At 72.6% G+C, this 10,958-nt stretch carries 11 protein-coding genes and 2 rRNA genes; 11 read left to right on the forward strand and 2 right to left on the reverse strand.

Going from position 1 to position 10,958, the window contains the following annotated elements; translation table 11 throughout:
* The 4 genes from GUY61_RS27945 to GUY61_RS39300 form a co-directional block, all read left to right on the forward strand.
* Positions 1-104 (forward strand): 23S ribosomal RNA (locus GUY61_RS27945); the annotation flags it as partial.
* A 102-nt stretch (positions 105-206) separates the two neighbouring features.
* Positions 207-323: ribosomal RNA gene (gene rrf / locus GUY61_RS27950) — 5S ribosomal RNA — on the forward strand.
* A 228-nt stretch (positions 324-551) separates the two neighbouring features.
* Positions 552-1,730 carry a hypothetical protein gene (locus GUY61_RS41645; protein ID WP_208106542.1) on the forward strand — a complete coding sequence of 393 codons (1,179 nt, stop codon included), beginning with the start codon at positions 552-554 and terminating at the stop codon, positions 1,728-1,730.
* Complete coding sequence (locus GUY61_RS39300; protein WP_313896894.1) at positions 1,712-2,551, forward strand: hypothetical protein; 840 nt, start codon at positions 1,712-1,714, stop codon at positions 2,549-2,551. The genes GUY61_RS41645 and GUY61_RS39300 overlap by 19 nt, the downstream gene beginning before the upstream one ends.
* Positions 2,552-2,637: 86 nt before the next feature.
* On the opposite strand, the gene GUY61_RS27960 is transcribed toward GUY61_RS39300, so the two are convergent.
* On the reverse strand, positions 2,638-3,912 hold the full coding sequence (locus GUY61_RS27960; RefSeq protein WP_166633035.1) for a DUF1015 family protein: 1,275 nt from the start codon (positions 3,910-3,912) through the stop codon (positions 2,638-2,640).
* Positions 3,913-3,987: 75 nt separating this feature from the next.
* On the opposite strand from GUY61_RS27960, the gene GUY61_RS27965 reads away from it, so the two are divergent.
* From GUY61_RS27965 to GUY61_RS27980, 4 genes are all read left to right on the forward strand, one after another.
* Positions 3,988-5,136: an HAD hydrolase-like protein gene (locus GUY61_RS27965; RefSeq protein WP_166633036.1), complete on the forward strand. Its 1,149-nt coding sequence runs from the start codon at positions 3,988-3,990 to the stop codon at positions 5,134-5,136.
* A gap of 190 nt (positions 5,137-5,326) precedes the next feature.
* Complete coding sequence (locus tag GUY61_RS27970) at positions 5,327-6,385, forward strand: iron chelate uptake ABC transporter family permease subunit (RefSeq protein WP_313896895.1); 1,059 nt, start codon at positions 5,327-5,329, stop codon at positions 6,383-6,385.
* The gene (locus GUY61_RS27975) at positions 6,382-7,422 is read left to right on the forward strand and encodes an iron chelate uptake ABC transporter family permease subunit (protein WP_166633037.1); all 1,041 of its coding nucleotides are present in this window, start codon (positions 6,382-6,384) and stop codon (positions 7,420-7,422) included. The genes GUY61_RS27970 and GUY61_RS27975 overlap by 4 nt, the downstream gene beginning before the upstream one ends.
* Positions 7,419-8,324, forward strand: a complete 906-nt coding sequence (locus GUY61_RS27980; protein WP_166633038.1) for an ABC transporter ATP-binding protein — start codon at positions 7,419-7,421, stop codon at positions 8,322-8,324. The genes GUY61_RS27975 and GUY61_RS27980 overlap by 4 nt, the downstream gene beginning before the upstream one ends.
* Here the strand turns inward: GUY61_RS27980 and GUY61_RS27985 are convergent.
* Positions 8,308-8,655 (reverse strand): SCP2 sterol-binding domain-containing protein, encoded by a 348-nt coding sequence (locus GUY61_RS27985; protein ID WP_166633039.1) that lies wholly within the window; start codon positions 8,653-8,655, stop codon positions 8,308-8,310. The genes GUY61_RS27980 and GUY61_RS27985 overlap by 17 nt on opposite strands.
* A 65-nt stretch (positions 8,656-8,720) precedes the next feature.
* Here GUY61_RS27985 and GUY61_RS27990 point away from each other — a divergent pair, with 65 nt between their 5' ends.
* The 3 genes from GUY61_RS27990 to GUY61_RS28000 are packed head-to-tail and all read left to right on the forward strand — an operon-like array spanning position 8,721 to position 10,892.
* Entirely contained in the window at positions 8,721-9,134 is a 414-nt protein-coding gene (locus GUY61_RS27990) for a hypothetical protein (protein ID WP_243766800.1), read from the forward strand.
* 7 nt (positions 9,135-9,141) lie between these two features.
* Positions 9,142-9,957, forward strand: a complete 816-nt coding sequence (locus tag GUY61_RS27995) for a TlyA family RNA methyltransferase (RefSeq protein WP_166633040.1) — start codon at positions 9,142-9,144, stop codon at positions 9,955-9,957.
* Entirely contained in the window at positions 9,954-10,892 is a 939-nt protein-coding gene (locus GUY61_RS28000; protein ID WP_166633041.1) for an NAD kinase, read from the forward strand. Before GUY61_RS27995 ends, GUY61_RS28000 begins: the two co-directional genes overlap by 4 nt.
* Positions 10,893-10,958: the final 66 nt, after the last annotated feature.

Below are 10,958 nucleotides of genomic sequence, written 5' to 3' on the forward strand. Positions count from 1 at the left end.
TGATGGGGTAAGGCTCCCAGTAGACGACTGGGTTGATAGGCCGGATATGGAAGCCAGGTAACTGGTGGAGTTGACCGGTACTAATAGGCCGAGGGCTTGTCCTCAGTTGCTCGCGTCCACTGTGTTGTTCCCGGATAACGAACAATCGCACCCGGTGAATAATTCTCTTAATTGAAGAGTGTGCTTGTTCGCGAAACCGATAGGGTTTCGGTGGTCATAGCGTTAGGGAAACGCCCGGTTACATTCCGAACCCGGTAGCTAAGCCTTTCAGCGCCGATGGTACTGCAGGGGGGACCCTGTGGGAGAGTAGGACACCGCCGAACAATCTTTCAGGACCCCTGGTCCAGCGTTCAACGCTGGACCAGGGGTCTTTTCGTTTATGCCAAGGCGCGCTGGTCATCCGGTTGCGTAAGAATGACTGCGGTACCCCAAGACAGGAGCCACCCCCATGTCCACCAACTCTCCCGACGACAGGTCGGACCGCGACCGCGAGCCGCGTCGGCGCGACGGCGGTGACCGTCGGGACTTCCGCGGAGGTACACCCCGGCGTGATGATCGCGGTCGTGATGGCGGCCGCAGTGGACAAGGCGGCGGGTACGGCCGTCGGGACGACGCTGGTCGCAGTGGCGGCCGGCCCACGGGCGGGGGCGGCGGCTACGGGCGTGGCGATGACCGTCCGCGTGGTCCGCGTCGGGACGACGAGCGCGGCGGTGGCTTCCGTCGGGACGACCGTCCGCGTGGTCCGCGTCGGGATGACGAGCGTGGTGGCGGTTTCCGTCGCGATGACCGGGACCGTGACCGTGGCCCGAGCCGTGGTGGGTTCGAGCGTCGGGACGACCGTCCGCGTGGTCCGCGTCGGGATGACGAGCGTGGTGGCGGTTTCCGTCGTGACGACCGGGACCGTGACCGTGGCCCGAGCAGGGGCGGGTTCGAGCGTCGGGACGACCGCGACCGTGGTCCGCGTCGGGATGACGAGCGTGGTGGCGGTTTCCGTCGTGACGACCGGGACCGTGACCGTGGTCCGAGCAGGGGCGGGTTCGAGCGTCGGGACGACCGCGACCGTGGTCCGCGTCGGGATGACGAGCGCGGCGGTGGCTTCCGTCGTGACGACCGGGACCGTGACCGGGACCGTGACCGGGACCGTGACCGTGGCCCGAGCCGTGGTGGGTTCGAGCGTCGGGACGACCGTCCGCGTGGTCCGCGTCGGGACGACGAGCGCGGCGGTGGCTTCCGTCGCGATGACCGGGACCGTGGTCCCAGCCGTGGTGGGTTCGAGCGTCGGGATGACGAGCGTGGTGGTGGTTTCCGTCGTGACGACCGGGACCGTGGCCCGAGCCGTGGTGGGTTCGAGCGTCGGGACGACCGTGACCGTGGTCCGAGCAGGGGCGGGTTCGAGCGTCGGGACGACCGTCCGCGTGGTCCGCGCCGGGACGACGAGCGCGGTGGCGGTTTCCGTCGTGACGACCGCGACCGCGACCGGGATCGCGGTCCCAGCCGTGGTGGGTTCGAGCGTCGGGACGACCGAGGTGGCCGCTCCGGTGGCTACGGGCGCAGGGACGACCGGGGTCGGCCCGGCGGTGGCGGTGGCGGTGGCTACCGGGGGAGGGACGACCGGGGTGGCCGTGACGAGCGCGGCAGGGACCGGGACAGGGAGCCGATCAAACGGCTGCCGATTCCGGAGGAGATCACCGGCGACGAGATCGACAAGGACGTGCGGCAGGAGCTGCTGAGCCTGCCCAAGACGCTTGCCGAGGACGTCGCGAAAAACCTCGTCATGGTCGCCGAGTTGATCGATGAGGACCCCGAGCAGGCCTATGCCTACTCGAGGATCGCGTTGCGGCTCGCCTCCCGGGTGGCCGCTGTGCGCGAGGCGGCCGGCTTCGCGGCGTATGCGACTCAGCGCTACGCCGAGGCGCTTGCCGAGTTCAGGGCCGCGCGCCGCATGACCGGGAACGTCGAGCTGTGGCCCGTCATGGCGGACTGCGAGCGGGGGCTCGGTCGGCCGGAGAGGGCGCTGGCGATGGCCGGCGAGCCCGAGGTGCAGAAGCTGGACAAGGCCGGCCAGGTGGAGATGCGGCTGGTCACGGCCGGAGCGCGCCGGGACCTGGGGCAGTTGGATGCCGCCATAGTGACCCTGCAGAGCCCGGAACTCGCCTCCAACTCGGTTCAGCCATGGACGGCGCGGCTTCGCTACGCCTATGCCGATGCCCTGCTGGCGGCCGGTCGCGAGGGCGAGGCGCGGGAGTGGTTCGCCAAGGCGCTGGAGGCCGACCAGGGCGGTACCACGGACGCTTCGGACCGCCTGGCGGAGCTGGACGGTGTGGAGTTCGTCGACGCGCTCGACGAGCGCGAGGACGAGAGCCGCGGCGATGGTGGCGACGGTGACGAGGACAGCCGGCTCTCCGACACAGCCGACGAGGTGGAGAACGCTGCCGAGGCGGAGACGACGGATGAAGACGCCGCCGCCGACGCCAAGGACGCGGACGCCAAGGACGCGGACGCCAAGGACGCGGACGCCAAGGACGCGGACACGGAGGTTCGCGAGGACTGAGCCCTGACAGGGGCAGCGAGAGAGGGCGGCACCCGGGTTCCGGGTGCCGCCCTCCTCCTTTTCCTGTTCCTTTCTCTGCTTCCGGCTCAGCCCTGCTCGAGTTCGAGGCTGCGCAGCACCAGGCCCGTGGCCGGCTTGGGTCCGAACGACGTCGACTTGCGCGGCATCGTCACCCCCTGGCGAGCCAGTTCCCGTACGACCTCCTCGCGTACCGGGTGCATGAGGACCGCCGTTGCCGCGCCGCCCTGGCGCTCGGCGTGTTCCACGGCGGCCTCCGTGTCGTGGATGTAGCCGATGTGCTCGGGGGAGTCCGGGACGCGCCAGAGGTGGTCGAGCATCGTGGCGTGCAGGACGGTGGCGTCGAGGGCGCGCCAGTCGGCTGGGCGGTCCTTGCGGACCGTACGGTCGAGGAGTGCGGGGGAGGGCCGGTCGACGAGGTGGTATCTGCCGTCTCCGGCGATCAGGAAGGCATTGCCCTCCTGCACGGCCCCGGCCAGCGCGTCCAGCGCACGAGGCAGCGAGGTGCCGTCCAGGGTGCGGACGCGGAAGGCGCCGTCGAGGGCCGACAGGGCGTGCGCGACGGGCAGTTGGTGCAGCAGTCGGTGGATGGCGCGCACCTGGAGCGGGTACCGGGCCGTGTCGACGAGGAGGACCAGGCCCAGGTCCCAGGGACCCGGGCCTTGGTGTTCCCCGCGCAGCCGGAGGTACGTCGCCCAGCGGTGGTGGCCGTCGGCGATGAGGGCCTGGCGGTGGGCGAGGTCCTGCTGGACGGCCGCCAGTTCCGCGGGGTCGGTGACGGCCCACAGCCGGTGGGCGTAGCCGTCCTCGGTGGTGGTCGACAGCAGTGGCGTGCGGGCGACGACGGCCTCGATGAGGGCGGCGGCCCCATTGGTGCCGTCGCCGCGGTAGGTGAGCAGCAGTGGCTCCAGGTGGGCGCCGGTCGCGCGCATCAGGGCGGCACGGTCCTCGATGAGGTGCGGCATGACGTCCTCGTGGGGCAGGACGACGCCGTCGGCGGGCGGGGAGAGGGCGAGGGCGCCGATGAGGCCGCGCTGGAGGATGTCGCCCCTGCGCTGCTCGTAGACGTAGAGGGCGGGCTCGGGGTCCGCGGCGAGGACGCCCTCGGCGAGCCATTCGGCCAGCGTCTCGGCCGCCTTGCGGTTGCGCGCCGCGGCCGGAACCGCGTGGGGCAGGATGAGCCGGACGATGTTGTGCGGGTCCGCGGTCTCGAGGTGGCGCAGCCCGTCGGGGCGGACGACGACGTCGTACGGGGGTGAGGTCACGGCGGCGAGGCTGCCGACCCGCTCGGGTACGTAGCGCAGGCCGCGGAAGGGTGCCAGACGCAGGCCGGGAGTGCTCATCAGGGCATGTTAAGTGCGCCGCGGCCATGAGGGATGATCGGGGGACAGGAACCTCCGGACGAGGAGCACAGCGGGATGAGCCACCCGAACAGGACGGGCGGGACCGGCGCGACTGGCGGGACCGGCGGGACGGTCAGTGCGTTCAGGACCGTGCCCGGCGGCAGCGGGAAGCCGCTGAGCGAGGCGTACGACACGGCACTGCTGGACCTGGACGGGGTGGTGTACGCGGGCGGTGAGGCCATCGCGTACGCCGTGGAGTCGCTGGGAACGGCGCGCGAGGACGGGATGCGTCTCGCGTACGTCACCAACAACGCGCTGCGGACGCCGCAGGCGGTCGCGGAGCATCTGACGGAGCTCGGGATCCCGGGTGCCGGGGCGGCGGACGTGATCACCTCGGCGCAGGCGGTGGCCCGGCTCATCGCGAGCCAGGTGCCGCCCGGCTCTCGCGTGCTGGTGATCGGCGGCGAGGGGCTGCGGGTGGCGCTGCGGGAACGCGGCCTGGTGCCGGTGGAGTCGGCGGACGACGATCCGGCGGCGGTGGCGCAGGGCTACGGCGGACCCGGACTGGAGTGGGGCCGGTTCGCGGAGGCGTGCTACGCGATCGCGCGCGGGGTGCCGTGGTACGCGTCCAACACGGATCTGACCATCCCGAGCGCGCGGGGCATCGCCCCGGGCAACGGGGCGGCCGTGGAGGTCGTACGGATCGCGACCGGTGCCGAGCCTCAGGTGGCGGGCAAGCCGCTGCCGCCGATGCACCGCGAGACGATCCTGCGGACGGGGGCCGAGCGGCCGCTGGTGGTCGGGGACCGGCTGGACACGGACATCGAGGGCGCGAACGCCGGTGAGGTGGACTCGCTGCTCGTGCTCACCGGGGTCACGGACGCGGCGCTGCTGCTCGCGGCCGAGCCCCAGTACCGTCCCATCTATGTGGACCGTGACCTGAGAGGGCTGCTGCGTCCGCAGCCGGTGGTGACCCGGGCGGGCGAGGCCTTCTCCTGCGGGGGCTGGACCGCTTCGGCGCGGGACGGTGTGCTGGTGCTGAGCGCTGCGGGCGACGGTGACATCCCCGGTGACGCTGCCGGTGCCGACGACGGCGTGGGCGAAGGGGAGTGCGGGGACCCGCTGGACGGGCTGCGGGCCCTGTGTGCGGCCGCGTGGACGCAGGCGGGTGACGGGGCGTGCGCGCTGGACGCGGGCAAGGCCCTTGCCAGGCTGGGCCTTTGACATCCTCCCCCGTGGACGGGGGCGATTTCCGCCCTCAGCCGCCGGTGGCGGACCCCAGTTCTGCCGCTCGCCGTGGCCCTGGCCCCACCGGGTTCGCCCTCCGCAGCAGGGCCCCGGCCCAAGCGGCCCGGCGCGGCGGCCCGGTGAGGAGACGCCACCCGCTCGTGCGAGGGTAGGCTAACCTAACTCCGTGTTGGTCGACAGTCCTCCGGAACAGAGCCCGCCGCGCCCTGCCCAGCCGCCGCCCGCGCCGCGCAGGCGCAACGCCGCGCGCGCCGCCGGTCTGCTCGCGTCGGTCGTCCTGCTGCTGCTGGTCGTGGTGGCGAGCGTCGCCGTCGGGGCCAGGCAGATCCCGCTCGACCAGGTCTGGCACGGGCTGTTCCACGACACCGGCACCAGGAACGACGTCGTCATCCAGGACCTGCGCATCCCCCGCACCGTCCTCGGACTGCTCGTCGGCGTGAGCCTGGGGCTGGCCGGCGCCGTCATGCAGGCCCTCACCCGCAACCCGCTCGCCGACCCGGGACTGCTCGGCGTCAACGCGGGCGCCGCGGCCGCCGTGGTCTCCGCGAGCAGTTTCCTCGGCGTCACCTCGCTCACCGGCTACGTGTGGTTCGCCTTCCTCGGCGCCGCCGTCGTCTCCGCCCTCGTCTACCTGCTGGGCGGCAGCCGGGGCGCCACCCCCGTACGGCTCGCGCTCGCCGGTACGGCGATCACCGCCGCCCTGTCCGGGTACATCAACGCCGTCGTACTGCTGGACACCGCGGCCCTGGACAAGATGCGCTTCTGGAACGTCGGTTCGCTGGCCTCGGCCAACGCCGACGTCGTACGGCAGGTCGCGCCCTTCCTCGCCGCCGGGACGCTGCTGGCGCTCGGTCTGGCCCGGCCCCTGAACGCCATGGCGATGGGCGACGACACCGCCAGGTCCCTCGGCACCAACGTGAGCCGGACCCGGGTGCTGTCCATGGTCGCCGTCACCCTGCTGTGCGGGGCGGCGACCGCGGCCTGCGGGCCCATCGTCTTCGTCGGGCTGATGATGCCGCACGTCGTCCGCGCCATCACCGGCCCCGACCTGCGGTGGATCCTGCCGTACGCCGCGGTCCTCTCGCCCGTGCTGCTGCTCGGCTCCGACATCGTCGGCCGCGTCGTCGCCCGGCCCTCCGAACTCCAGGTCGGCATCGTCACCGCACTCGTCGGCGGGCCCGTGTTCATCTACCTCGTACGCCGCCGGAGGATGGCCCAGCTGTGAGCGCGATATCCGGAAAGACGGTGCGGACCCGCGGGTTCTCGGTACGGCTGCACGGCCGGACGCTCCTCGTCGGGCTGCTCCTCGCCGCCACCGCCGCGTCCGCGTCCGTCGTCCTCATCGGCACCGGCGACTACCCCATCCCGGCCGCCGGCGTCGTACGGACCCTGCTGGGGGACGGCGATCCCGGCCAGGAGTTCATCGTCAACGACCTGCGGCTGCCGCGCGTCCTCGTCGCGCTGCTCGTCGGCGCGGCACTCGCCGTGTCCGGGGCGGTCTTCCAGTCAGTGTCCCGCAACCCGCTCGGCAGCCCCGACGTCATCGGCTTCGGACAGGGCGGCACCGTCGGCGCGCTCGGAGTGATCGTCCTGTTCAAGGGCGACAGCAACGCGGTGGCCCTCGGCGCGGTCGTGGCCTGCCTCGCCACCGGCGTACTCGTCTACCTGCTCGCCTGGAAGCGTGGCGTGCACGGCTACCGGCTCGTCCTCGTCGGCATCGGCGTCAACGCGATCCTCACCGCGTTCAACGGCTACCTGCTCACCAAGGCCGATCTGGTCGACGCCGCACGCGCCGTGCTCTGGATGACCGGGTCGCTGGGCGGCCGCGACTGGGACCAGGTGTGGCCGCTGGTCATCGCCTGCTGCGTCCTCGTGCCGGTCGTCCTCGGCCACGGCAGGGCGCTGCGCATGCTGGAGATGGGCGACGACACGGCGTACGCGCTCGGCGTGGGCGTTCAGCGCACCCGGCTCGTGCTGCTGATCTGCGCGGTGCTGCTCATGGCCGCGGCCACCGCGGCCGCGGGCCCCATCTCCTTCGTCGCCCTCACCGCTCCGCAGCTCGCCCGCCGGCTGACCGGAGCACCCGGCGCCAACCTGCTGCCCTCCGCGCTCATGGGCGCAGCGCTGCTCGTCACCGCCGACTGGGCGGGGCAGCAGGCGTTCGGCTCCGACCAGCTGCCCGTGGGCGTCGTCACCGGGATGCTCGGCGGCGGCTACCTGGTGTGGCTGCTCGTCACCGAGCGCCGGGCGGGCCGGATATGAGCCGGCCCGCCGAGAACGATGCCGTCGACCAGCCTGTGAAGAACCCCGGGAGCACCGCAGTGGCCGCAGCGAACCGCCTGTCCGCCGAGTCCGTCACCCTCGCCTACGACCAGCGGGTGATCACCCGGGACCTGACCGTCTCGGTCCCCGACCACTCCTTCACGGTCATCGTCGGGCCCAACGCGTGCGGCAAGTCGACACTGCTGCGTGCCCTGTCCCGGATGCTCAAGCCGCGGGCGGGCACGGTGCTCCTCGACGGGCAGGCCATCGGCTCCCGGCCCGCCAGGAAGGTCGCCAGGACCCTCGGCCTGCTGCCGCAGTCCTCCATCGCGCCCGACGGCATCACCGTCGCCGACCTGGTGGCCCGCGGCCGCTACCCGCACCAGGGGCTGCTGCGCCAGTGGTCCGCCGAGGACGAGCGGATCGTCGACGAGTCGATGGCCGCGACCGGCGTACGGGAACTCGCCGAGCGGTACGTCGACGAACTGTCCGGAGGTCAGCGGCAGCGCGTGTGGATCGCCATGGCCCTCGCCCAGCAGACACCGCTGCTGCTCCTGGACGAGCCGACCACCTTCCTCGACATCCAGCACCAGATCGAGGTCCTCGACCTGTGCGCCGAACTGCACGCGAGGCAGGGCCGTACCCTCGTCGCCGTGCTCCACGACCTCAACCAGGCCGCGCGGTACGCCACTCACCTCATCGCGATGCGCGGCGGCGAGATCGTCGCCGAGGGCCCGCCGGCCGAGGTGGTCACGGCCGGCCTCGTCGAGCGGGTCTTCTCGGTGCGCTGCCAGGTCATCGACGACCCGGAGACCGGTACGCCGCTGGTGGTGCCCGCCGCGCGTCAGCCCCGCGGCACCGGGCAGGCGGCCGGGGACGGCGTGGTCACAGGAGCTTCCTGAGCCGCAGCAGATCACGGAACGAGGCCTCCAGCCGCACCCGGCCGTGCGTCCACGCCCGCCCGAAATGCAGTTCCCCGCCGACCAGCGCCAGCAGGTCGTCGCTGGTCAGCCGCAGCCGGATCTGGGCCCGCTCGGGAGGCGGGCCGTGCACCACGTCGGCCACCGTGATCCGGCCGTCGCGGAGACGGCCGACGAAGGTCATGTCCAAGTCCGTGATGCGGCAGCTCAGGGAGCGGTCCATGGCGACGGCAGCGGCCGCGTCGCCCTCCGCGCGCGCGAGACTGTCAGAGAACTGTTCGAGTGCGGCCCGGCACTCCTCGATCGTTGCCATCGCATCGAAGGTACCCCGGGGCTCCGCCCTCCAGTGAGCCCGCTGCACCAGGTAGCGTCAGGGGCATGAGCGAGACGAGCCCGGAGGCCGGACCCCCGCAGGCCGGAACCTCCGCGCCGGGCCCTGCGCCCGGGGAGCCCGGCGGGCCGCCGCGGCCCGTGCCCGGCACCGGCGCGCCGGAGCCCGGGACCGGCGCGCCCCCACCCCTCGGGGTGGAACGCACCCCCACCGGCAACGCCGAGGTGGACGCCCTCCTCGAGCGGCTGGCCGACGCCGACCACCTGGCCGCCGACGGCCACATCGAGGTGTACGAGGATGTGCACGGGGGGCTGCGCGACGCACTGACCGCGCTCGACGCCCGCCCCGGAGTCCCGGGACCTCCCGGACCTCCCGGGCACCCTGGATACTCCGGTCGTCCCGGGGCCCCGGGACGACCCCCGGGCCCCTCGCCCGCCTACCCGCACGACCGCAGGAGCTGAACCGACCGTGGCAGGAGTGGCCCGACGCCGACTGGACGCCGAGCTGGTGCGCCGGAAACTCGCCCGTTCCCGGGAGCACGCGAGCCAGCTGATCGCGGCCGGACGCGTCACCGTGGGCGGGACCGTGGCAGGCAAGCCCGCCACCCAGGTGGAGACCAGCGCCGCCCTCGTCGTCACCAAGGACGACAGCGACCCGGACTACGTCTCACGCGGCGGGCACAAACTCGCCGGCGCGCTCGCGGCCTTCGTGCCGCTCGGCCTGGAGGTGGAAGGGCGGCGCGCCCTCGACGCGGGCGCCTCGACCGGCGGGTTCACTGACGTCCTGCTGCGGGCCGGCGCCCGGCACGTCGTCGCCGTGGACGTCGGCTACGGACAGCTCGCCTGGTCCCTGCAGAGTGATGAACGGGTGACCGTCAAGGACCGTACCAACGTACGTGAACTGACGCCGGAGGCGATCGGAGGGGAGGCCGTGGACCTGGTGGTCGGCGATCTGTCCTTCATCCCGCTCGGCCTGGTCCTGCCCGCCCTCGTCCGCTGCACCGCCCCCGGCGCCGATCTCGTGCTGATGGTCAAACCACAGTTCGAGGTCGGCAAGGAGAGGCTCGGCAGCGGCGGGGTCGTTCGCAGCGCCACGCTGAGGGCGGACGCGGTGAAGAACGTGGCACGCCAGGCAGGCGAACTGGGCCTCGGCGTGCTCGGCGTCACCGCGAGTCCGCTGCCCGGGCCCTCCGGCAACGTCGAATACTTTCTCTGGCTCCGGGCCGGCGCTCCCGCGCTCGACCCGGAGGCAGTCGACCGCGCAGTGGCGGAGGGACCTCGTTGACCTCAACTCCTACGGCAGATGCAGCCTCCTCGACAGAGGCGGGACGCACTGTCTTCCTGCTGGCACACACCGGCCGGCATGCCGCGATCCGCAGCGCCGAACTCGTCGTCAAAGGGCTGCTGCGCTGCGGCCTGGCCGTACGGGTCCTCGCCGCGGAGGCCGCGGACCTGCCGCTGCCCGAGGAGGGCGTGGAACTCGTCGCGGAGGCGACACCCGACGCCCTCACCGGCTGCGAACTGCTGATCGTCCTCGGCGGCGACGGCACGCTGCTGCGCGGCGCGGAACTCGGCCGCGCCTCCGGCGTACCGATGCTGGGCGTGAACCTCGGGCGCGTCGGCTTCCTCGCCGAGGCCGAACGCGACGACCTCGACAAGGTCGTGGACCGGGTCGTGACCCGCTCCTACGAGGTCGAGGAGCGCATGACCATCGACGTCCTGGTCCGCAGCAACGGCACCATCCTGCACAGCGACTGGGCACTGAACGAGGCCGCCGTGCAGAAGGTCTCCGCGGAGCGGATGCTGGAGGTCGTCCTGGAGGTCGACGGACGGCCCGTCTCCGGCTTCGGCTGCGACGGCATCGTCTGCGCCACCCCGACCGGCTCCACCGCGTACGCCTTCTCGGCGGGCGGACCCGTCGTCTGGCCCGAGGTCGAGGCCCTGCTCATGGTGCCGATCAGCGCACACGCGCTGTTCGCCAAACCCCTGGTCACCTCCCCGACGTCCGTCCTGGCGGTCGAGGTCCAGCCGGACACCCCGCACGGCGTGCTGTGGTGCGACGGGCGGCGGACCCTCGAACTTCCCCAGGGCGCGCGCATCGAAGTACGGCGCGGGGCCGTGCCCGTGCGACTGGCCCGGCTGCACCATGCCAACTTCACCGACCGGCTCGTCGCGAAGTTCGCGCTGCCGGTCAGCGGCTGGCGGGGCGCGCCGCACTAGCCGCGGACGCGTCCTCGTCCGGGTCCTCCCGGCCGCCCGCGAGGGAACCCGGGGGGACCCGTTGGG

Source organism: Streptomyces sp. GC420, assembly GCF_009916105.1.
Lineage (GTDB): Bacteria > Actinomycetota > Actinomycetes > Streptomycetales > Streptomycetaceae > Streptomyces.

Bases quoted from the DNA above. Each gene is read 5' to 3' on its own strand.
- GUY61_RS27960 (WP_166633035.1), bottom strand. From the start codon at position 3,912: ATGAGCACTCCCGGCCTGCGTCTGGCACCCTTCCGCGGCCTGCGCTAC.
- GUY61_RS27985 (WP_166633039.1), bottom strand. From the start codon at position 8,655: ATGGCAACGATCGAGGAGTGCCGGGCCGCACTCGAACAGTTCTCTGAC.
- GUY61_RS27980 (WP_166633038.1), top strand. From the start codon at position 7,419: ATGAGCCGGCCCGCCGAGAACGATGCCGTCGACCAGCCTGTGAAGAAC.
- GUY61_RS41645 (WP_208106542.1), top strand. From the start codon at position 552: ATGATCGCGGTCGTGATGGCGGCCGCAGTGGACAAGGCGGCGGGTACG.
- GUY61_RS27965 (WP_166633036.1), top strand. From the start codon at position 3,988: ATGAGCCACCCGAACAGGACGGGCGGGACCGGCGCGACTGGCGGGACC.
- GUY61_RS27990 (WP_243766800.1), top strand. From the start codon at position 8,721: ATGAGCGAGACGAGCCCGGAGGCCGGACCCCCGCAGGCCGGAACCTCC.